Annotated in this window: 19 protein-coding genes; 13 read left to right on the forward strand and 6 right to left on the reverse strand. The window is 66.3% G+C overall.

Annotated features, from left to right (window positions below; all coding sequences use genetic code 11):
• Window positions 1-103: 103 nt before the first annotated feature.
• Window positions 104-1,216, reverse strand: coding sequence for a 3-isopropylmalate dehydrogenase (gene leuB / locus EI171_RS05000; protein ID WP_161532739.1), 1,113 nt, complete (start codon window positions 1,214-1,216; stop codon window positions 104-106).
• A gap of 240 nt (window positions 1,217-1,456) precedes the next feature.
• On the opposite strand from leuB, the gene EI171_RS05005 reads away from it, so the two are divergent.
• Window positions 1,457-2,644: a YbfB/YjiJ family MFS transporter gene (locus EI171_RS05005; protein ID WP_038965084.1), complete on the forward strand. Its 1,188-nt coding sequence runs from the start codon at window positions 1,457-1,459 to the stop codon at window positions 2,642-2,644.
• 99 nt (window positions 2,645-2,743) lie between these two features.
• Here EI171_RS05005 and EI171_RS05010 read toward each other — a convergent pair whose 3' ends face one another.
• The 4 genes from EI171_RS05010 to EI171_RS05025 all read right to left on the reverse strand — a co-directional run bounded on the left by EI171_RS05010 (window position 2,744) and on the right by EI171_RS05025 (window position 5,983).
• On the reverse strand, window positions 2,744-3,526 hold the full coding sequence (locus EI171_RS05010) for a molybdopterin-binding protein (protein ID WP_028174907.1): 783 nt from the start codon (window positions 3,524-3,526) through the stop codon (window positions 2,744-2,746).
• 12 nt (window positions 3,527-3,538) lie between these two features.
• Entirely contained in the window at window positions 3,539-4,168 is a 630-nt protein-coding gene (locus EI171_RS05015; protein ID WP_028174908.1) for a cytochrome b/b6 domain-containing protein, read from the reverse strand.
• A gap of 182 nt (window positions 4,169-4,350) precedes the next feature.
• Window positions 4,351-4,905 (reverse strand): fasciclin domain-containing protein, encoded by a 555-nt coding sequence (locus EI171_RS05020; protein ID WP_161532740.1) that lies wholly within the window; start codon window positions 4,903-4,905, stop codon window positions 4,351-4,353.
• A 316-nt stretch (window positions 4,906-5,221) separates the two neighbouring features.
• Window positions 5,222-5,983, reverse strand: a complete 762-nt coding sequence (locus EI171_RS05025) for an SDR family oxidoreductase (protein WP_161532741.1) — start codon at window positions 5,981-5,983, stop codon at window positions 5,222-5,224.
• A 100-nt stretch (window positions 5,984-6,083) separates the two neighbouring features.
• Here EI171_RS05025 and EI171_RS05030 point away from each other — a divergent pair, with 100 nt between their 5' ends.
• Window positions 6,084-7,613 carry a malonyl-CoA synthase gene (locus EI171_RS05030; RefSeq protein WP_161532742.1) on the forward strand — a complete coding sequence of 510 codons (1,530 nt, stop codon included), beginning with the start codon at window positions 6,084-6,086 and terminating at the stop codon, window positions 7,611-7,613.
• 303 nt (window positions 7,614-7,916) lie between these two features.
• On the opposite strand, the gene EI171_RS05035 is transcribed toward EI171_RS05030, so the two are convergent.
• Entirely contained in the window at window positions 7,917-8,777 is an 861-nt protein-coding gene (locus EI171_RS05035; RefSeq protein WP_161536927.1) for a sulfite exporter TauE/SafE family protein, read from the reverse strand.
• A gap of 102 nt (window positions 8,778-8,879) precedes the next feature.
• Between EI171_RS05035 and EI171_RS05040 the strand changes: the two genes are divergently transcribed.
• From EI171_RS05040 to EI171_RS05090, 11 genes are all read left to right on the forward strand, one after another.
• Complete coding sequence (locus tag EI171_RS05040) at window positions 8,880-9,785, forward strand: LysR family transcriptional regulator (RefSeq protein WP_161532743.1); 906 nt, start codon at window positions 8,880-8,882, stop codon at window positions 9,783-9,785.
• A 417-nt stretch (window positions 9,786-10,202) separates the two neighbouring features.
• Window positions 10,203-10,601: a succinate dehydrogenase, cytochrome b556 subunit gene (sdhC, locus tag EI171_RS05045; RefSeq protein ID WP_011083343.1), complete on the forward strand. Its 399-nt coding sequence runs from the start codon at window positions 10,203-10,205 to the stop codon at window positions 10,599-10,601.
• A complete protein-coding gene (gene sdhD / locus EI171_RS05050) occupies window positions 10,598-11,002 on the forward strand; it encodes a succinate dehydrogenase, hydrophobic membrane anchor protein (protein ID WP_011083344.1) in 405 nt (134 codons plus the stop codon). Before sdhC ends, sdhD begins: the two co-directional genes overlap by 4 nt.
• A 3-nt stretch (window positions 11,003-11,005) precedes the next feature.
• Window positions 11,006-12,841 carry a succinate dehydrogenase flavoprotein subunit gene (gene sdhA / locus EI171_RS05055; RefSeq protein WP_011083345.1) on the forward strand — a complete coding sequence of 612 codons (1,836 nt, stop codon included), beginning with the start codon at window positions 11,006-11,008 and terminating at the stop codon, window positions 12,839-12,841.
• A 102-nt stretch (window positions 12,842-12,943) separates the two neighbouring features.
• A complete protein-coding gene (locus EI171_RS05060; RefSeq protein ID WP_011083346.1) occupies window positions 12,944-13,726 on the forward strand; it encodes a succinate dehydrogenase iron-sulfur subunit in 783 nt (260 codons plus the stop codon).
• A gap of 191 nt (window positions 13,727-13,917) precedes the next feature.
• A complete protein-coding gene (locus tag EI171_RS05065) occupies window positions 13,918-16,071 on the forward strand; it encodes a hybrid sensor histidine kinase/response regulator (RefSeq protein ID WP_161532744.1) in 2,154 nt (717 codons plus the stop codon).
• A 52-nt stretch (window positions 16,072-16,123) separates the two neighbouring features.
• Window positions 16,124-18,082 (forward strand): ABC transporter ATP-binding protein/permease, encoded by a 1,959-nt coding sequence (locus EI171_RS05070; protein WP_028174915.1) that lies wholly within the window; start codon window positions 16,124-16,126, stop codon window positions 18,080-18,082.
• Between the two features lie 240 nt (window positions 18,083-18,322).
• Complete coding sequence (locus tag EI171_RS05075; RefSeq protein WP_161532745.1) at window positions 18,323-19,147, forward strand: FkbM family methyltransferase; 825 nt, start codon at window positions 18,323-18,325, stop codon at window positions 19,145-19,147.
• 24 nt (window positions 19,148-19,171) lie between these two features.
• Entirely contained in the window at window positions 19,172-19,558 is a 387-nt protein-coding gene (locus EI171_RS05080; RefSeq protein WP_011083350.1) for a VOC family protein, read from the forward strand.
• 83 nt (window positions 19,559-19,641) lie between these two features.
• Window positions 19,642-19,884, forward strand: a complete 243-nt coding sequence (locus tag EI171_RS45370) for a hypothetical protein (RefSeq protein WP_161532746.1) — start codon at window positions 19,642-19,644, stop codon at window positions 19,882-19,884.
• A gap of 186 nt (window positions 19,885-20,070) precedes the next feature.
• Window positions 20,071-22,302: an OmpA family protein gene (locus tag EI171_RS05090; RefSeq protein WP_161532747.1), complete on the forward strand. Its 2,232-nt coding sequence runs from the start codon at window positions 20,071-20,073 to the stop codon at window positions 22,300-22,302.
• The last annotated feature ends 111 nt before the right edge of the window (window positions 22,303-22,413 follow it).

Genomic DNA, 22,413 nt, shown 5'->3' on the forward strand with positions numbered 1-22,413 from the left:
CGAATCAAAATGGCCGGGCTCACGCCCGGCCATTTTTGTTTTCTCGCACCGTCATTCCGGGATGGTGCGCAAGCACCAGACCCGGAATGACGGCACTTGCCGCTTACGCGTGCAGCTTCTGCAATTCCTTCAGGATCGCTTCGCCCATCTGCGTGGTCGAGGCGGCCGTGGTGCCTTCCGACTTGATGTCGGCCGTGCGCAGGCCGCTGGCCAGCACGGCGGCGATCGCGGCATCGACCTTGTCGGCGAGCGCGCCCATGTCGAAGGAGTAGCGCAGCGCCATGCCGAACGACGAGATCATCGCGATCGGATTGGCGAGACCCTTGCCGGCGATGTCGGGCGCCGAGCCGTGCACGGGCTCGTACAGCGCCTTGCGCTTCTTGCTCTTGACGTCGACCTCGCCGAGCGAGGCCGAGGGCAGCATGCCAAGCGAGCCGGTCAGCATCGCCGCGATGTCGGACAGCATGTCGCCGAACAGATTGTCCGTGACGATGACGTCGAACTGCTTCGGCCACTTCACCAGCATCATGCCGCCGGAATCGGCGAGCTGATGCTCGAGCGTGACGTCGGGATATTCGCGCTTGTGGACCTGGGTCACGACCTCGTTCCAGAGCACGCCCGATTTCATGACGTTGCGCTTCTCCATCGACGTCACCTTGTTCTTGCGCTTCTTGGCAAGGTCGAAGGCGACGCGGGCGATGCGCTCGATCTCATAGGTGTCGTAGACCTGGGTATCGATGGCGCGCTTCTGGCCGTTGCCGAGATCGGTGATGGTCTTGGGCTCGCCGAAATAGACGCCGCCGGTGAGCTCGCGCACGATCATGATGTCGAGGCCCTCGACCGCCTCACGCTTCAGGCTCGAGGCATCGGCCAGCGCCGGGTAGCACACCGCGGGGCGGAGATTGGCGAACAGGCCGAGATCCTTGCGCAGGCGCAACAGGCCGGCTTCGGGGCGCACCTCGTAGGGAACGGCATCCCACTTGGGACCACCGACCGCGCCGAAGATGATGGCGTCGGCGGCCAGCGCCTTGGCCATGTCGCCCTCGGAGATCGACACCTTGTGCGCGTCATAGGCGGAGCCGCCGACGAGGCCGGAGTCGGTCTCGAATTTGGCGATCCCGGCCGAATTGAGCCAGTCGATCAGCCGCTTCACCTCGCCCATCACCTCGGGGCCGATACCGTCGCCGGGGAGCAGCAGCAGTTTGTGGGTCGCCATGGTCGTTTCCTTCTCGATCCTCTCTCGTCATTCCGGGACGCGCCTCTCGGCGCGGGCCCTGAATCCATAACCACCAGCCGGGGTTATGGATTCCGGGCTCGCCCGCTTCGCGTGCGCCCCGGAATGACGGCCGGCCGGAGTGCTAGAGCGGCGTTGCGCGCTTGGCAAGACACCATTGCCGCGCCACGGCTGTGCAAGACCGGCAGGGCCTGCCACAGTGCGGGACGCCGGAGTACCCCCTTGCACGCGCCTGACCGCCCCCCGCCCGACGCGCACCCCGCGCGGCTGATCCTGATCCTGTCGCTGGCAGCGACGGTCGGGCTCGGCATCGGCCGCTTTGCCTATGCGCTGGTGCTGCCCGACATGCGGGAGACCCTCGGCTGGTCCTATTCGGCGGCCGGTTTCATGAACACCATCAACGCCGTCGGCTACCTCGTGGGCGCGCTGGTGGCGTCCCGGCTGATCCAGCGCGTCGGCTGGTCGGCGGCAATCCGCGGCGGAACCCTCGCCTGCGTCGCCGCGCTCGCCACCTGCGCACTGACGGGGAATTTCGTCGCGCTGAGCCTTGCACGCCTGGTGCTGGGCCTGGGTGCCGCGGCCGGCTTCGTCGCCGGCGGCGCGCTGGCCGCTTCGATCGCGCAGTCGCAGCCCGCGCGGGCGAATTTCCTGCTCAGCCTGTTCTATGCCGGCCCCGGCATCGGCATTCTCGCCTCGGGGCTGATCGCACCGTTCACGCTCCAGCATTTCGGGCCGGGCTCGTGGTGGCTGGTGTGGTGGGCAATGACGCTGCTCTCGGCCGCGATGACCGTCCCGCTGTTCCTGGTCCGCATCGAGAGCCGCGTGCGTTTCACCGAAGGCAGCCACGCCTCGTTCGCGATTCTCCCCGTTCTGATCTATCTCGCCGGCTACTTCCTGTTCGGCGCCGGCTACATCGCCTACATGACCTTCATGATCGCCTATGTGCGCGACGGCGGCGGCGGCGCCGCGGCGCAGGCGGCGTTCTGGAGCCTGATCGGCCTCAGTGCCTTCGTCACGCCGTGGGTCTGGCGCGGCGTCCTCGCGCTCGATCGCGGCGGGCTTGCCACCGCCATCATCCTCGGCACCAACGCGCTCGGCGCAGCCTTGCCGATGCTGGGGCATTCGCCGGCGTGGCTCGCGGTCTCGGCGGTCGTGTTCGGCGTCGCCTTCTTCGCGGTGGTCGGCTCGACCACGGCCTTCGTCCGCTTCAACTATCCGCCCGAGGTATGGCCGACCGCGATCGCGGCGATGACGATCTCGTTCGGCGTCGGCCAGACGCTGGGGCCGATCGTGGTCGGCGCCATCACCGATGCGCTGGGCAGCCTGAGTTACGCGCTGAACGTCTCGGCCGCACTGCTGGCGTTGGGCGCGGTGGCGGCGCTGTGCCAGCGGAAGGTGGGGTCTTCATAGCCGTCATTCCGGGGCGCGCGTAGCGCGAACCCGGAATCCAGAGATTGTGGCACGAGATTCCGGGTTCTCGCTTCGCGAGCCCCGGAATGACTGCCTCAATCAGCTCCCGCTGAACGAATTATACCCCTGGTCTTCCCAGTAACCGCCCTTGTAGTCGTTGGTGACTTCCATCGAGACCACGTATTTCGGGTTCTTGAAGCCGAGCTTTGTCGGCACGCGGATCTTCATCGGGAAGCCGTAGGCGCGCGGCAAAATCTCGTTGGCATATTTGAACGTCATCTGGGTCTGCGGATGCAGCGCGCTGCGCATGTCGAGAGGCGAATTGTAGCCGTCCTTGTCGGCGCACTGGAACCAGACATATTTGGCGCGCGTGTCGGCGCCGATCAGCTTGAGGAAATCGCGGAGCGGCGTGCCGGTCCAGCTGCCGATCGCGCTCCAGCCCTCGACGCAGATGTGACGGGTGATCTGCGTGACCTGCGGCAACTTGTAGAGCTCGTCCAGCGTCCAGGACTTCTTGTTGTCGACGAGGCCGCGCACTTCGAGCTTCCAGTCCGCGGCCGAAACCTCCGGCGCGTCGTCGAGATCGTAGTAGGCGTTGAATGGAAACGGCTTCGTGATCGCGCTCTCGGGGAAGGTCGGCGCCAGCGCGTCGGGATTGAAGATGAAGGCCTGCACCGCGTCGTTGAACTTCGAGACCTGCGCCAGCAGCGTATCGGCCGAGGACGAGTCCACGACGTCGCAGCCGGTCAGCAGCGTCAGCGCGCCGAGGCTGGCGCCGCCCGCGATGAAGCGGCGACGGGTAAAATCCGGCATCGTCTTGATGGCGTCCTTGATGAGCAACCGCTTGTCAACGCCGGGGATCAGGAATGAACGCTTGGCCATCGCTATTCTCCCTTATCGCCCGATGATCATCGCGCGCAGGCTCTTCGGCACCAGCAGCGCGAGCAGGACGTGAATGACGAGGAAGGCGCAGATCGCGGCCATGCAGAAGAAGTGCACGTAGCGCGCGGTCGGATAGTCGCCGAACAGCATCACGAGATAATAGAGCTGCACCGGCTTCCACATTCCAAGGCCGGAGAGCACGATCAGCACGCCGACGACGATGATGCCGGCATAGAGCAGTCGCTGCACGTAATTGTAGACGGTGAGATCGTCATGGCCGAGCTTGAAGGTCAGCGCGGCCCTGACGTCGTGGAGCACGCCGGACGGCGTGATCGGCAGCAGCTTTTTCCGAAAGCGGCCGGTGGCGAAGCCGGTGACGAGATAGGCAAGGCCGTTGATCATCAACAGCCACATCGCCGCAAAATGCCAGAGCAGGCCGCCGCCGAGCCAGCCGCCAAGCGTGTACTCGCGCGGGAAACTGAAACCGAACAGCGGAGAGGCGTTGTAGATCTGCCAGCCCGACAGGATCATCAGGATCATGGCAAGAGCGTTGATCCAATGCATGAGGCGGACCCAGGCCGGCTGGATCACTTTGGCCGGGCTGGACCGGACCTGCTCGTCGGTGACTGTAAGGCTCGCCATGGTGGTTCCGTCCTGAACGTCGTGTGACACCGAATATACGCCGATGCGTCCGCTTTCGTTACGCCTGCGCACGACATCGAGTCGATGCCGGCAGGCTATGCTGGTCACAAAAATGCGAGCCGGGTGCCCCCGGCTCGCCGTCTCAAAGCACCCTGTCGGGGATGAAACAGGACGCCGCGGTGTTACGTCGCCGGCATCAGCACGGTGTCGACCACATGGATCACGCCGTTCGACTGGTTGACGTTGGAGATCGTCACCATCGAGGTGCCGCCCTTGGCGTCGACGATCCAGGTCTTGCCGTCCATCTTCTTCACCGTCAGCTCCTCGCCTTCGGCGGTCTTCAGCTTCTTGCCGTCGGTGAGGTCAGAGGCTTCGAGCTTGCCGGGCACGACATGGTAGGTGAGGATCTTGGTCAGCGTCGCCTTGTTCTCGGGCTTGACCAGATTGTCGACGGTGCCGGCCGGCAGCTTGCCGAAGGCCGCGTTGGTCGGCGCGAACACCGTGAACGGACCCTTGCTTTCCAGCGTCGGCACGAGACCGGCCGCCTTCACCGCCGCCACCAGCGTGGTGTGGTCCTTGGAGTTGACCGCGTTCTGGACGATGTTCTTGGACGGGAACATTGCGGCGCCGCCGACCATGACGGTCTTCTCCTCGGCGCGAGCGGGCGCGACGACGGTCGCGGCGATGGCAAGGGCGCTGAAGGCGGCGGCAGCGAGATAGGCAATACGCTTCGACATGGAGGGTCTCCCGATTGAATTGAGACCGGCAATGGCCGGTGCTTGAGTTGGGGCAACAACGGCGGCTGCGACAGTTGGGCGTGAAGCAGCAGCGCGTCGTTGGACCGAACTACGGGAGGGTTGGCGAAGTGGTTTCGAGGAAAAATTCTTTGTGATGCGTGAAACTATGTGGGGGCGTGTCCGTGTGATGCGCGAACGCGCCACACATCTCAGGAGCCGTAGGGTGGGCAAAGGCGCGCTTGCGCCGCGCCCACCCTCTCGCGCTCGATTGCGATAGGCATGGTGGGCACGCTTCGCTTTGCCCACCCTACAAGACTCAATCCCTGTTGTTCGGCGTCTGGATGAACCCGCGATTATGCGTCGGGCTGATCAGGAGCTCGTTGATGCAGACTCGCGCCGGCATCGATGCGATGAAGGCGATGGTGCGGCCGAGGTCTTCGGATTGCAGCATCCTGGCCTGCTCCTCCTCGCTCGGCACCACCGGGCGCTGCTTCAGGATCGGCGTCGCGACCTCACCCGGCATCAGGCAACAGGCGCGCAGGCCGTTGACGCATTCGTCCATGTTGAAGGAATGGGTCAGCGCCAGCACCGCGTGCTTGGTCGTGGTGTAGGCAGGACCCGGCATCTTCGAAACGTGCCGGCCGGCCCAGGACGAGACGTTGATGATCGAGCCGTCCTTTTGCTTGCGCATCGTCGGCAGCACCGCGCGCATGCAATAGAGCACGCCGTTGAGGTTGACCTGGACCAGCTTGTCCCAGCCCTCCAGTTCCATGTCCTTCCAGCTTCGCTTCGGGACATTGATGCCGGCATTGTTGACCAGGAGATCGATACGGCCGTGCTTGGCGACGATCTGATCGGCCGTCTTCTGGGCCTCGGCGGCGTTGGACACGTCCAGTGCGATGGCCTCGGCCGCCCCGCCCGCCCCGATGATCTTGGCAACTACGGTATCCAGGGCATCCTTGCGGCGGCCCGAGACCACCACCGTCCAGCCGTCGGCAGCTAACGCCTCGGCGCCGGCCTCCCCGATGCCGCTGCCGCCGCCCGTGACCCAGGCCACGCGTTTCCCATTTTTGGTCATGCAAACTGTCTCCGTTGCTTCATCGGGGCGGTTTTTGCTAATCCAGCCCTCGGTTTTGACCGACCTTGTCTTACAAGCCTTGCGGTCGAGGAAATCTTGCATGAACCGAGCTGCCAACGCCAACCTGTTTTCCCGCCTGTTCGATGGCCTGGACAATCCCAAGCGCCTCGCGATCGAGACGCATGACGGCGCCCGTATCAGCTATGGCGATCTGATCGCGCGGGCCGGGCAAATGGCGAACGTGCTGGTCGCGCGCGGCGTGAAGCCTGGCGACCGCGTCGCGGTGCAGGTCGAGAAATCGGTCGCGAACATCGTGCTTTATCTCGCCACCGTGCGGGCCGGCGCGGTCTACCTGCCGCTCAACACCGCCTATACGCTGAACGAGCTCGATTACTTCATCGGCGACGCCGAGCCGTCGCTGGTGGTCTGCGATCCCTCCAAGGCGGAAGGGCTCGCCCCGATCGCAGCGAAGGTGAAGGCCGGGGTCGAGACGCTCGGCCCCGACGGCAAGGGCTCGCTGACGGAGGCCGCAGACAAGGCGAGCAGCGCGTTTACGACGGTGCCGCGCGAAAACGACGATCTGGCCGCGATCCTCTACACGTCGGGCACCACCGGCCGCTCCAAGGGGGCGATGCTCACCCACGACAATCTCGCGTCGAACTCGCTCTCGCTCGTCGGCTACTGGCGCTTCACCGACAAGGACGTGCTGATCCACGCGCTGCCGATCTACCATACGCACGGCCTGTTTGTGGCGACCAACGTGACGCTGTTTTCGCGGGCGTCGATGATCTTCCTGCCGAAGCTCGACCCTGACCTGATCATCAAGCTGATGGCGCGCGCCACCGTGCTGATGGGCGTGCCGACCTTCTACACCCGCCTCTTGCAAAATGCCGCGCTGTCGCGCGAAACCACCAGGCACATGCGGCTGTTCATTTCGGGCTCGGCGCCGCTGCTCGCCGAAACCCATCGCGAATGGTCGGCGCGCACCGGACATGCCGTGCTCGAGCGCTACGGCATGACCGAGACCAACATGAACACGTCGAACCCCTATGACGGCGAGCGCGTGCCCGGCGCGGTCGGCTTCCCGCTGCCCGGCGTCTCCCTGCGCGTGACCGACCCCGAGACCGGCAAGGAGCTGCCGCGCGAGGAGATCGGCATGATCGAGGTCAAGGGCCCGAACGTGTTCAAGGGCTACTGGCGCATGCCGGAGAAGACCAAGGCGGAATTCCGGCCCGACGGCTTCTTCATCACCGGCGACCTCGGCAAGATCGACGGCAAGGGCTACGTCCACATCCTCGGCCGCGGCAAGGATCTCGTGATCTCCGGCGGCTTCAACGTCTACCCGAAGGAAATCGAGAGCGAGATCGACGCGATGCCCGGCGTGGTCGAGTCCGCCGTGATCGGCGTACCGCATGCCGATTTCGGCGAGGGCGTCACCGCCGTGCTGGTCTGCAACAAGGGCGCCGAGGTCAACGAGGCCTCCGTGCTGAAAGCACTCGACGGCCGGCTCGCCAAATTCAAGATGCCGAAGCGCGTCTTCGTGGTCGACGAGCTGCCGCGCAACACCATGGGCAAGGTGCAGAAGAACGTGCTGCGGGATACCTACAAGGATATCTACGCGAAGAAATAGACATCGCGTTGCTCCAAAACCGCGCCACACTCTCGCTGTCGTCCTGGCGAAAGCCAGGACCCATTACCCCAGGGAGAAGTTGCGGCACGAAGCTGGCAACCACGAGTCTTCGCCAAACCACTCCTTGGGGTAATGGGTCCTGGATCGGCGCTCGCTGCGCGAGCTTGTCCAGGACGACGTTGGAGTTGGCATAGCGCGCTCTCTCAACAACGTCATTGCGAGCGCAGCGAAGCAATCCAGACTGCCGCCGCGGAGAGATTCTGGATTGCTTCGCTGCGCTCTCAATGACGGAGCTCATGGCGTCTACTGCCCGCCCACCAGGCTCATCACAAACCGGCTGCCGACAATAAACAGATAGCACCCGAACGCTGTCTCCAGCGTGCGCTTCGACATCGCATGCGCGGCTCTCACGCCGAGCGGCGCGGTGACGAGGCTCATCGGCATTACCAGCACGGCACCGATCAGCGAGACGTAGCCGAGCGCGAACGGGACTTGCAGCGCTGCGACGGCCGGATAGCTCGCCGCCGCCGGCCAGCCGGCATAGATGTAGCCGAGTGCGCCGGGTATCGAGATCAGCACCGCGAGCGCCGACGACGTCGCGACCGCCTGATGGATCGGCCGGCCGTAGAAGGTCATCAGCAGGTTCGAGAACAAGCCGCCGCCGATGCCCATCAGCGTCGACAGGATACCGACGCAGAAGCCGTAGATCCGCATCACCGGGCCTTTCGGCAGGTCGTCGCCGAGCTTCCAGGTTTCGCGCGCGAAGATCAGCCGCACGGCGGCCGACCAGGCGACGCAGACGAACACGATCTTGAACAGCCGCTCCGGCGCGTGGCGCGCGACCACGCTGCCGGCGACGACGCCGATCACGATCGGCAGCCACCAGACGCGCAGGATCGCCATGTCGACGGCGCCGCGCTTGTAATGCGCCTGGAACGAGCGAATCGAGGTCGGGATGATCACCGCAAGCGAGGTGCCGACGCAGAGCGGCATGCGCACTTCGAGCGGCACGCCGGCGATGCGGAAGCATTCGTAGAACACCGGCACGAGAATCGCGCCGCCGCCGATCCCGAACACACCGGCCAGAAATCCGGAGAGCGCGCCCGTTGCGATCAGCAACAGCGCGAGCTCCATGATCTCCTTGATATCAAGTCCCGCCATCAGCACGTCCAAAGCCTGTTCTCAAGGACAGGGATAGACCCTTTCGCATTGCGCTACTATCGGCGAAGCTGGATAGACTATCTTGATGAAAACGGAAGGATGGCCATGGACCAGCTCGCGGCGATGGCGACCTTTGTCCGGGCTGTCGACAGCGGCAGCCTGTCCGCGGCGGCGCGGTCGTTGCCGAGCTCGCTGACGGCAGTGAGCCGGCAGATTTCAGCGCTCGAACAGCATTTCGGCACGCGCCTGCTGGTGCGTACGACGCGGCAGCTGGCGCTCACGGACGACGGCCGCATGCTGTACGAGCGCGCCAAGTCGATCCTCGGCGAGGTCAAGGAGATCGAGGAGGCGCTGGCGGGAAGCCGCCGCGAGCCGTCGGGGCGCCTGCGCGTGAGTGCGCCGACATTGATGGGGCGCCTGCTGATCGCACCGCTGCTGGGCGACTTTCTGCGCGCCTGTCCCTCGCTGTCAGTCGATCTGCTGCTGGTCGATCGCAACGTCAACCTGATCGAGGAGGACGTCCATCTGGCGCTTCGCGTCGGGCGCGTTCCCGATTCCCAGCTCGTGACGCGGAAACTCGCGGAGGTGCAGATGATCCATTGCGCCTCGCCTGGCTACCTCGCGCGCCGCGGCGAACCGCAGAGCCCGTCCGATCTGCCGCGGCATGATTGCCTGGTGTTCTCCGATGCGCCGGGTGCAGCGACCTGGCGATTCGGCCGCGACGCGAAGGGCGGATCGCGAATCAGGATAGCGGGACGGCTCTGGGTCAACAGTCTCGACGCGCTCGCCAGCGCCGCGGAGAACGGCGCCGGCATCGTCCGCGTGCCGTCATGGCAGGTGGAAAGGCAACTTGCCGAGGGGCGCCTGCGTCGTCTGTTGCGCGAGCATGAACCTGCTCCGGCTCCGCTCCACGCGCTCTATCAGCCGTCGCGCCTGGGGTCGGCGAAGATTCGTGCATTCATCGATTTCCTGGTCGAGCGATGGCGCGGCAGCGATCCCCTCGGACGCTGATTCCTGCGGCGGGGTGGGATGCAGGCCGCGCATATCCACCCGTCACACGAAAAATCGGTGCGCGCGGCGGAAATCGAAATTGCCTCGCTGGCGATTCGTGCCGACGTGGGCGTCATGAACTGACTGGTTCGAACTCTGGCTGGCCCGCGGCGGCTTAGAGCCGTTCCAATAGTAATTTCAATGTGCCTCGGCCGTCGCCACAAAAGATGAATATATATTCTATTCTTTGTCGGCACACCATTGCTCTGGTATACCAAGCCCCTGATTGGCCTTGTTTCATCAACGCTGTAGCGCTGAACCACGGTTCGATTTATGGCGATTTGGTGATTGCGCAGGCCAAATCGACTCCGTAAATAGAGCCGACCTTTCGCGATCCCCGCGCGCCCCCTGCTGGGCCGCTACACAACATCAAAGCCCATGACCGCACGGATCGAACGACCGCTTTCACCACACATGCAAGTCTATCGCTGGACGTTGACGATGGCGCTGTCCATCGTCCATCGCGCCACCGGAATCGCCCTCTATGCCGGAACCCTGCTGCTGGCCTGGTGGCTGATCGCGGCGGCCTCCGGCCCCGCCGCCTATTCCCACGTCCAGGCCTTCACCGGCAGCATCATCGGCCGGCTGATCGTGTTCGGCTACACCTGGGCGCTGATGCACCATATGCTGAGCGGCATCCGGCACTTCGTCTGGGACCTCGGCTACGGCTTCAAGGCCAATGAGCGCGAAGCGCTGACCTGGGGCGCGCTGATCGGCGGCATCGTGCTGACGGTGCTGATCTGGATCGTCGCCTACGCGATCGGAGGTGGACGATGAGCGCAACCGATACGCCGAAGCGCAGCATGCGCACCCCGCTCGGCCGCGTCCGCAATCTCGGCGCGGCGCATTCGGGCACGTCGGACTTCTGGCGCCAGCGCATCACCGGCGTCGCGATGGTGCTGATGATGATCCCGGTGATCGTAATCATCGTGATGCTGTTCGGCCGCAACCAGGCCTTCGTAGCGCAGACCATCGGCTCGCTGCCGATCGCCATCATCATGCTGCTCTTCATCTTCGCCAGCGCCTGGCACATGAAGATCGGCATGCAGGTGGTGATCGAGGACTACGTCCATAACGAGAAGCTGAAGCTCACGGCGATCATGCTCAACAACTTCTTCTCGATCGCCGTGGCACTCGCCTCGACCTACGCGATCCTGAAACTTTCATCCGGAGTGTAACCCATGGCCAACGAGACGAATGGCAAGGGCAACGGCGCTCCCGCCACCAACGGAAAAGCCTATCCCATCGAAGACCACACCTATGACGTCGTCGTGGTCGGCGCCGGCGGCGCGGGACTACGCGCCGTGGTCGGCTGCAGCGAGGCGGGCCTGCGCACGGCCTGCATCACCAAGGTGTTTCCGACCCGCTCGCACACGGTCGCGGCGCAAGGCGGCATCTCCGCCTCGCTCGGCAACATGCACAAGGACGACTGGCGCTGGCACATGTACGACACCGTGAAGGGGTCGGACTGGCTGGGCGACCAGGACGCGATCGAATACATGGTGCGCAACGCGCCCGACGCGGTCTACGAGCTCGAACATTGGGGCGTGCCGTTCTCGCGCACCGAGGACGGCAAGATCTACCAGCGCCCGTTTGGCGGCATGACGTTGGACTTCGGCAAGGGTCAGGCGCAGCGCACCTGCGCCGCCGCGGACCGCACCGGCCATGCCATGCTGCACACGATGTACGGCCAGTCGCTGCGTCACGCGGCCGAATTCTTCATCGAGTTCTTCGCCATCGACCTGATCATGGACGACCAGGGCACCTGCCGCGGCGTCATCGCGCTCAAGCTCGATGACGGCACGCTGCATCGCTTCCGCGCCCAGACCGTGATTCTCGCGACCGGCGGCTACGGCCGCGCCTATGCCTCCTGCACCTCGGCGCACACCTGCACCGGCGACGGCGGCGGCATGGTGCTGCGCGCCGGCCTGCCGATGCAGGACATGGAGTTTGTGCAGTTCCATCCGACCGGCATCTACGGCTCGGGCTGTCTCGTCACCGAAGGCGCGCGCGGCGAAGGCGGCTATCTCGTCAACTCCGAGGGCGAGCGCTTCATGGAGCGCTATGCGCCGTCGGCCAAGGACCTCGCATCGCGCGACGTCGTCTCGCGCGCAATGACCATCGAGATCCGTGAAGGGCGCGGCGTCGGCAAGAAGAAGGACCACATCTTCCTTCATCTCGACCATCTCGATCCCGCGGTGCTGGCCGAGCGCCTGCCGGGCATCTCCGAATCCGCGAAGATCTTCGCCAATGTCGACGTGACGCGCGAGCCGATCCCGATCGTGCCGACCGTGCACTACAACATGGGCGGCATCCCGACGAACTATCACGGCGAAGTGCTGACCAAGAAGGACGGCGACGACAACGCCGTCATCCCCGGCCTGATGGCGATCGGCGAAGCGGCCTGCGTCTCCGTGCACGGCGCCAACCGTCTCGGCTCCAACTCGCTGATCGACCTCGTGGTGTTCGGCCGCGCCGCCGCGCTGCGGCTGGCCGAGAAGCTCACGCCCAACGCCAAGCAGCCCGAGCTGCCGGCGAACTCCGCCGAGCTCGCGCTCGGCCGCCTCGATCATTACCGCTACGCCTCCGGCGGCACGCCGACCGCAAAGCTGCGCGAAGGCATGCAGCACGTGATGCAGAGCAACTGCGCCGTGTTCCGCACCGGCGAAGTCCTGAGCGAAGGCCAGAACCTGATCGAGAAGGTCCACAGCGGCATCACCGACATCGCCGTGTCCGACCGCTCGCTGGTGTGGAATTCGGACCTCGTCGAGACGCTGGAGTTCGACAATCTGATCGCGCAGGCGGTGGTGACGATGAACTCGGCCGCCAACCGCACCGAGAGCCGCGGCGCCCACGCCCGCGAGGATTTTTCCGAGCGCGACGACAAGAACTGGATGAAGCACACGCTGGCCTGGCTGGACGATGCCGGCAAGGTCAAGATCGAGTACCGCCCGGTTCACGACTACACCATGACCAACGACGTGCAGTACATCCCGCCCAAGGCGCGCGTGTACTGATCGAACAGTAGCCGTCATTCCGGGGCGATGCATCGACCCCGGAATCTCGAGATTCCGGGTCTGGTCCTTTGGACCATCCCGGAATGACGAAAGGTTAGAGCAATGGTTGAATTCGCACTTCCGAAGAACTCCAAGATCACCGGCGGCAAGACCTGGCCGAAGCCCGCGGGCGCGACTGACGTTCGCGAATTCCGCGTCTATCGCTGGAATCCGGACGACGGCAAGAATCCGAGCGTCGACACCTACTACGTCGACACCAATGATTGCGGTCCGATGGTGCTGGACGGCCTGATCTGGATCAAGAACAACATCGACCCGTCGCTGACCTTCCGCCGCTCCTGCCGCGAAGGCGTCTGCGGCTCCTGCGCCATGAACATCGACGGCCAGAACACGCTGGCCTGCACCCGCTCGATGCACGACGTGAAGGACGGCGCGGTGAAGATCAATCCGCTGCCGCACCAGCCGGTCGTCAAGGACCTCGTCCCCGACCTCACCAATTTCTACGCGCAGTATGCCTCGGTCGAGCCGTGGCTGAAGACGACCTCGCCGACACCGCAGAAGGAATGGCGCCAGAGCCACGAGGACCGCGAGAAGCTCGACGGCCTCTACGAGTGCATCCTCTGCGCCTGCTGCTCGACCTCGTGCCCGAGCTATTGGTGGAACAGCGACCGCTATCTCGGCCCCGCCGCGCTGCTGCAGGCCAACCGCTGGGTCTCCGATTCGCGGGACGAGGCGACCGGCGAGCGGCTCGACAATCTCGAGGACCCGTTCCGGCTCTACCGCTGCCACACCATCATGAACTGCGCCAAGGCGTGCCCGAAAGGCCTCAACCCGGCGGAAGCCATCGCCGAGCTCAAGCTCAAGATGGTCGAGCGGCAGATCTAGACCTGATCCATGCTTCGATCCCCGGCCGAGATGGCCGGGGCCTGCTACGGCCGGCGTCAATTTGAGTAGATTTTTCCGCCAACCCGCGCCGCGGGCGATTATCTGGAATTGCAACCACCGGTTCCGGTCATAAGCGGCTTCCTTCCCAGCGGGAAATTCAGTTAAGCTCGGGTCCAGGGACCGGAGCGACTGTGCAGGGTGCGCAACGCAATTCGCTGAAGCTGTTGCAGTGGATGATGGCGGCATCCCTGGCATTGCCGATTGCCCTGTTCGCGATCGCCGCCACGATCTCCTACACATCGACCAAAGATATCGCCGACCGCGAGATCGAGCGCACCCTCGACGTCGCGCATGAGCACGCGCTCAAGGTGTTCGAGACCATCGACCGCAGCCTTGCCGAGCTCAACGAGGTCGTGCGCGGCCTCCCCGACGACCTCATCCGCGCGCGCGAACCGGCGCTGCACCGCCGCCTGAAGCGGCTGGCCGATTCGCTGCCGCAGCTCAAATCGGCCTGGATCTTCGATGCGGACGGCAAGGCGCTGGTCAACAGCCTCGCCTCGCCGCCGCCGGAGCTGAGCTTCGCGGACCGCGACTACTTCTACGCCCATGTCGACCAGGCCATCGGCACGTTCATCGGCATGCCCCTGACGCCGCGTCCGCCCTATCAGGGTGCGCGCTTCTTCGGGATGAGCCGCCGCCGCGACTCCGACGACGGCAGCTTCATCGGCGTGATCCAGGCCTCCGTCCTGCCGGAATATTTCGAGAGCTTTTACGCCAGGATCGGCTCCGATCCCGGTAGCTTCTTCGCGATGGGTCGCGCCGACGGCGTGGTGCTGGCGCATTTTCCGCGGCTCGACCGCGACCTCCGGCTTGATCCAGGCGGGCCGGTCGGCCGCCAGATCGCCGCGCACCCCGCGCACGGGCTCATGACCATCGCGTGGCCGTCAGACGGGATCGAGCGCCGGCTCGGCTACAGGCGCATCGCCGAATATCCGATCTATGTCAGCGCGGGGCTCGAGACCTCGGCCATCCGCGCGCGCTGGCTCGCCACAATGGGCCAGCATCTCGTGTTCGGCGTTCCCGCGACCGCACTGCTGTTCCTGCTGCTCGCGTTCGCCTTCCGGCGCACCCAGCATCTCCAGACCGAAGCCGCAAAGCGGCGCGAGGCCGAGGAGGCGCTCAAGCACAGCCAGCGCCTGGAGGCGCTCGGCCAGCTCACCGGCGGCGTCGCACACGACTTCAACAATCTGCTGACCGTGATCCGCGCCTCCGTCGACCTCTTGAACCGGCCACAACTGACGGAGGAGCGGCGGCAGCGCTACATGACCGCGATCGCGGATGCGGTCGCGCGCGCCGCCAGGCTGACGTCGCAGCTCCTCGCCTTCGCGCGGCGCCAGACCCTGAAACCGGAGGTGTTCGACGTCGGCGAGCGGATGCAGTCGCTGCACGACATGCTCGCCACCTTGCTGGGACCCGCGATCGAGATCGCGACACAGCTGCCGGCCGAGCCGTGCCTCGTCAATGCCGATGCCAGCCAGTTCGAGACGGCGCTGATCAACATGGCGACCAATGCGCGCGATGCCATGCAGGGCAAGGGCCGGATCAGCTTCAAGGTCGAGGTGGCGACGACCGTTCCGGACACGCTGGCGCATCTTCCGGGCGGTCATATCCCTGACAGCAATGGCTTCGTCTGCGTCGTCGTTAGCGATACCGGAATCGGCATTCCGGCCGCGCGCCTCGGGCGCATCTTCGAGCCGTTCTTCACCACCAAGCAGGTCGGCCACGGCACGGGTCTTGGCCTTTCCCAGGTGTTTGGCTTTGCCCGGCAATCCGGCGGCGAGGTGACGGTCACCAGCGAAGTCGGCCAGGGCAGCACCTTCTCGCTCTATTTGCCGCGCGTGCCGGCGGACCTGCTGCCGCAGCAGCAGGCGCCGAACACCGCACCGGCGCTGCCGGGCAGCGGCATGTCGGTGCTGGTGGTCGAGGACAATATCGAGCTCGCCAATTTCGCCGCCGATGGGCTCACCGAGCTCGGCTACAGCATCACCCTGGTCGACAACGCCGCCGACGCGCTCGCCGAGCTGGTCGTGGACACGGATCGTTTCGACGTCGTGTTCTCCGATGTGGTCATGCCCGGCATGACCGGGCTCGAGCTGGCGCGGGCGATCCGCGATCGCGGCATCGGCGCACCGGTCGTGCTGACCACCGGCTACAGCGAGGCGCTGGCGCAGGACGGCAGCGACGGTTTCGAACTCGTGCAAAAGCCCTATTCGATCGAGGAGCTGTCGCAGATCCTCCACAGAGCCGCGCGGCTGCGGCGGGTACGCGGTGGCGCGGCCGAATAGCCCGGCCTCGGAACCGCTGGGAACCGACTGATTTCCCTTGCGTTGTCCGGCCATGCAAAAACCGGCCGGGAAGCGCGAACAGGGCAAGAAGCCGCCCATCATCGAAATCGAGGGCGAGACTGGCGAGGACGTGGCTCCGCCCCCGCCGGAGGAGCTCGAACCCGATCCCGAGCTGTCACCTGAGGAGGCCGAGCAGGCGCGCAAGGATTATCTGCTGACCCGCTTCTGGATCAGCGCGCGCGGCTTCTGGGGCCGCAACGGCGATCGCCTCGCATGGCCGTTCTCGATCGGCCTCGGCATGCTGATCGTCCTCACCGTCGCCTTCCAGTACGGCATCAATGTCTGGAATCGCGCGATCTTCGACGCCATCGAGAAGCGCGATGCGACCAGCGTGTTTCATCTCACCGCGGTGTTCGTGCCGCTCGCGATCGGCAGCATCGTGCTCGGCGTGGCCCAGGTGTTCGCGCGGATGGGCATCCAGCGGCGCTGGCGGGCCTGGCTCACGGCAAGCGTGCTGACGCGGTGGCTCGCCAACGGGCGATACTACCAGCTCAACCTCGTCGGCGGCGACCACAAGAATCCCGAATACCGGATCGCGGAGGATCTGCGCATCGCGACCGATTCGCCGGTCGATTTCCTCGCCGGCGTCACCTCGGCACTGCTGTCGGCGGTGACCTTCATCGTCGTGCTCTGGACCATCGGCGGCGCGCTCACGATCGCGCTGGGTGGATCGACCATCACCATTCCCGGCTTCCTCGTGATCGCCGCGATCCTCTACGCCGCGATCGCATCGAGCTCGATCGTGGTGATCGGCCGCCGCTTCGTGCAGATCTCCGAAGACAAGAACCAGGCCGAGGCCGATTTCCGCTACACCCTGACGCGCGTGCGCGAGAACGGCGAGAGCATCGCGCTGCTCGGCGGCGAGGAGGAGGAGCGCGGCGGCATCGACCGCAATTTCACCAACGTGCTGCGGCAATGGGCGCGGCTCGCCGGCCAGCACATGCGCACCACGCTGGTGTCACAGGGATCGAACCTCGTTGCACCGGTGGTGCCTCTGCTGCTCTGCGCACCCAAATTCCTCGACGGCAGCATGACGCTCGGACAGGTGATGCAGGCGGCCTCCGCCTTCACCATCGTGCAGGGCGCGTTCGGCTGGCTGGTCGACAATTATCCGCGGCTGGCCGACTGGAACGCCTGCGCGCGCCGCATCGCCTCGCTAATGATGTCGCTGGACGGCCTCGAGCGCGCCGAGCAGGGCGACGGCATCGGCCGCATCAAGCGCGGCGAGACCAGCAACGAGGCGATGCTGGAGCTGAACGACCTCTCGGTCACGCTCGACGACGGCACCGCCGTGGTCGGCGAGACCGAGGTGGTGATCGAGCCCGGCGAGCGCCTGCTGGTCGCCGGCGAATCCGGCACCGGCAAGAGCACGCTGGTGCGCGCCATTGCGGGGCTGTGGCCGTGGGGCGGCGGCAGCGTCAATTTCCATCCCGACCGGCGGCTGTTCATGCTGCCGCAGCGGCCTTACGTGCCCTCCGGATCCCTGCGCCGCGCGGTCGCCTATCCAGGGGCCGAAGACGACTGGACCGTCGACGAAATCGGAGAAGCCTTGCACAAGGTCGGCCTCGACCATCTCAAGGAGAAGATCGAGGAGGAAGGACCGTGGGATCAGACGCTGTCCGGCGGCGAGAAGCAGCGCCTCGCCTTCGCTCGGCTCCTGCTGCACAACCCCGACATCGTCGTCCTTGACGAGGCGACCTCGGCGCTCGACGAGAAGAGCCAGGACAAGATGATGAAGATGGTCACCGACGCGCTGCCGAAGGCGACCATCGTCAGCGTCGCGCACCGCGTCGAGCTGGAGGCCTTCCACAGCCGCAAGATCGTGCTGGAGCGGCGCAAGGGCGGCGCCAAGCTCGTCAGCGACATCGACCTGATCCCGCGCAAGGGCCGGCGCAGGCTGCTCGGCCGCTTCCTGCGCCCGCGCAAGCCAGCGCCGACAAGGGCGGCGTGAAGCACTTCTCTCTCCCTCGTCGTCCCGGACAAGCGCAGCGAAGCGGAGCGCCGATCCGGGACCCATACCCACAGGGAGAGATTTGGCGAAGACTCGGAGTGGGAGTTTGGCGTCACGACTCCTCCCTGGGGTTACGGGTCCCGGGCTCGCTTCGCGCCCCGGGACGACACCGGTGATCGAGCGTTGGAGTCCCCGGCAAAACCGGCTATGCATGCGCCGCTTGCAACGAGGACCACCTGCTTGACGACCGACAACGCCCCTTCGTCCGCGCCGTTCGGCACGTTTGCGCCGAATGCGGCGCAGGCCGCGATCATTCGCCTCGCGACGCAATCGGGGCTGAAGCGCGGCGCGTTCCGGCCCTGGCTGTCGCGGCTGGTCAATCTGCTGCGCGGCGGTCCGGTCGACGTGCAGTATCAGGGCGCCTCGTTCCGCTTCTACCACCAGGGTAGCGCGACCGAGCGCGGCGCGCTGTTCAACCCCGACTACAATCTCGACGAGCTCGACTTCCTGCGCCAGCACACGCCGGCGGGCGGCGTGTTCGTGGACGTCGGCGCCAATGTCGGCACGTTTGCCCTGGTGATGGCGCGGCAGGTCGGGCCCGCAGGCAAAGTGATCGCGATCGAGCCGCATCCGCTGACCTTCGGACGTCTCTCCTTCAACCACGCCGCCTCGAAAGCGACGCAGGTCCGCCTGGTGCAGGCCGCAGCAGGCGACAGCGACGGCGAGCTGATGATCGAGAGCGGCGGCGGCAATCTCGGTGCCACCCACGTCGTCACCGGCACGGCCGGCGCCGATGCGATCAAGGTCCCGTCGCTGCGCTTGATGCGCATTCTCGACGAGGCCGGCGTCACGCAGGTCGACGCGCTCAAGATCGACGTCGAAGGCTTCGAGGACCGCGTGCTGACCGGCTTCTTCCGCGACGCGCCGCAAGCGCTGTGGCCACGCGCGGTGGTGATCGAGCATCTGTCACAAAAGGAATGGCAGCAGGATTGTATTGCCGACATGGTCGCGCGCGGCTTTACGCTCGCACGCAAGACACGAAGCAATACGTTCCTGTCACGCTGACAGGGGCGAACAACGGAGGTTGCGATGATCGACCATTTGGGTTTCTCCGTCTCCGACTATGAGCGCGCGAAAGCGTTCTATGCCAAGGCGCTGGCGCCGCTCGGCTACAGCCTCATCATGGAGGTCACGGCGGAGCAGACCGGCCACGATCCGGCCGCCGGCTTCGGTGCCGACGGCAAGCCGGATTTCTGGATTGGCGGCGAAGGCGCCATGAACAAGCCGGTGCATGTCGCGATCGCGGCAAAGGACCGCGCCACGGTCGACGCCTTCTACAAGGCGGCAATCGCGGCCGGTGGTCGCGACAACGGACCACCCGGCATCCGTCCGCACTATCATCCGAATTATTACGGCGCCTTCGTGCGGGACCCCGACGGCCACAACATCGAGGCCGTCTGTCACGCGCCCGAATAGGCGCGCCCCGCGACGACGCGGCAAGGAACATCAGCGCGGCATCGCCGTTGTTGTCCTCTGGACAACCGAACTCGATGATGCCGATGCCGATCGAACCGCCCGAGATTCCACCGGCAACACCGGGGACTCCCACCGAGCCGCCGCCTGGAATTCCGCCGGGCAATCCTCAGCCCGAAATCACGCCGCCGGTGCACGAGCCCGGCGAATCACCGCGGCCCGACGAATTGCCGGGCCGCATGCCTGAAGAGATTCCATCGCGCGGGCCGAACGGACCGCTCACTCCCGGTCCTGCGACGGACGCAACGCCGCGGCGGGATCACACATGAGGCGAACCATCGCATGTGAGGCGATTGCAACCCACGCCTGAATGCGCAATGAACGTCGGCATAATGAGGTGATTTGCGTGCAGAAATAAATCGGGCCGCGCCCGCTTCGCTCGCCACAATGCGGCCTAACGCGTAGCTGTTCATCCCACCACTTCGTCAAAGAACCTTCCGGGGAAGTTCACCACTATGACCAATCTTCGTTTCGTGCTGCTTGCCACCACGGCTCTGACCGCGATGCAATTGGCAAACACCGCATCGCATGCGCAAGGCGCTTCGCCGCTCGTGGTCGCGCAGGCCCAGCCTCAAGAGACGGGCCCTGACGGAAAACCGAAGCAGCCGCCGAAGGGACCGCCAGGGGCTGCGCCGCCTGCTGCGCCCGCGCGCCCGGCCGCTCCGCCGCCCGCCGCTGCGCCGCCCCACCCGCCCGCTGCGCCTCCGCCGGCCGCCGCGCCGCCGCGCCCCGCGGCGCCTCCTCCGCCTCCGCCTCCGCCTGCGGCACGTCCGGCTCCGCCGCCCCCGCCACCGCCGCCTGCCGCTCCGAAGCAGCCTTCGCCGCCTCCGGCCGCGGCCCCGCAGCAGCACGCCCCGACACCGCCGCCTCCGGCTCCGCCCGCAGCACGTCCGGCGCCCACGCCACCCGCGCCGCCGCCCGCCGCAGCTCCACAGCACGCGCCGCCGCCTCCGCCTCCTCCCGCGGCACGTCCGACTCCGACACCTCCGCCGCCGCCTCCTGCAGGCCCCGCGGCGCGGCCCACGCCTGCGCCCACAGCAACGCCGACGCCCGCGGCTCCTCCGCCCGCAGCGCCGACGGCCCGCCCCGGCTCGCCTGCGCCGGCAGCCACTCCGACGCCGACGCCCGCACCGACAGCAACACCTGCGCCGACCGCGACGCCGGCTCCGGGCAGCACGCCCGGCGCTCCGCCGGCCGGACGCCCCGGTGCACCGCCGCCCGGCGTACGTCCCGGTTCGCCCCCGGCTGCAGGATCACCGCCAGCTCCAGGCGCTACGCCCGCTCCAACGACCACGCCGGCACCCGGCGGCACCGCGACGCCGCCATCCGGACGTCCGGGTCCTGCACCGACGCCCGCGCCCGGCACGGCGACCCCGGCTCCGACGGCAACGCCGGCCCCCGGCGGCGCTCTGACGCCGCCGCCCGGACGTCCCGGTGCGGGACCGACGCCAGGACCTCAGGGTGGAACGCCGCCCGCCGGCGCGCCTGCTGCCGGAACTCCGGCTGCGCCGCCCCAGGCCGGCGGCCTCCCGGCCCGGCCCGCGGCTCCTGCCGGTGCCGCAGCGCCGAGCACAGTCCCGGGCTCGGCGGCCGCAACGCCGCCGCCCAACAGGGCGCAATTCGCTCCGCCGACGGTTACGCCTGCCTTCCAGGCCGCGCCGACAGTCGTCGCACCGCTGCCACCTCCGCCGCGTCCGCCGCAGCGTGACCTGACGCCGCTCGCGATCGGTGCGGGCGTCGTGGCCGGCGCCGTGATTGGTGCGACCATCGCCGACCTGCACAACCAGCGACGCGAGTCCATCGAAGGCGGCCGCACCGTCTACACCGAGCCGGATCGCATCATCATCCGCGATCCCGGCGGGCAGGCCTACGTCCGCGGCAACGATCTCTATCGCTTCCGCTATGGCGCCCGCGACATCCGCACCGACACCGTCGGCGGCGATACTCGCACCGTCGTGATCCGTCCCGACGGCAGCGAGATCATCACCGTGGTCGCTCCCGACGGTCGGTTGCTGCGGCGAATTCGCAGGGACCCCGGCGGGCGCGAGCTCATCATCATCGACAACAGCTACCGCGATCCGCAGTCGGTCGGCGGCTTCTATGTCGACGCGCCGCCGCCGGTCGTGAACATTCCCTACGATCGCTACATCGTCGACGCGGAGGAGGCGTCGCCGGACGTGATCTACCAGACCATGGAGGCACCGCCGGTGCAGCGGATCAATCGGCGCTACACGCTCGACGAGATCCGCTACAGCCCGAATATTCGCATGCAGATGCCGAGCATCGACGTCAACACGATCACCTTCGAGACGGGTTCGTGGACGATCCCACCGGATCAGGCGGCGAAGCTGCAAGTGATCGCCGACGGCCTCAACCGTGCGATCCAGGCCAACCCGCGCGTGGTGTTCCTGATCGAGGGACATACCGACGCGGTCGGCAACGAGGTCGACAATCTGTCGCTGTCGGACCGCCGCGCGCAGTCCGCGGCCGAATTGCTGACCCAGCAGTTCGGTGTGCCTGCGGAGAACCTGACGTCGCAGGGCTATGGCGAGCAGTACCTGAAGGAGCAGACGCAGGGGCCGAGCGCGATCAACCGGCGCGTCACCGTCCGCAACATCACGCCGCTGCTCAACGGCGGTCAGGCCTCGCTGCCGCCGCCCCCGCCCGGCACCGCGCCGCCGCGGTAACGGCACACACAAACGCAAAATGGCCGGGAGAAATCCCGGCCATTTTTGTTTTCGTTGTTGCGCGCGACGTTGCGGCACATCGCGCAATCGTAGGGTGGGCAAAGGCGCGCG

The sequence above is a fragment of the Bradyrhizobium sp. LCT2 genome, from assembly GCF_009931255.1.
GTDB classification, from domain to species: Bacteria; Pseudomonadota; Alphaproteobacteria; order Rhizobiales; family Xanthobacteraceae; genus Bradyrhizobium; species Bradyrhizobium diazoefficiens.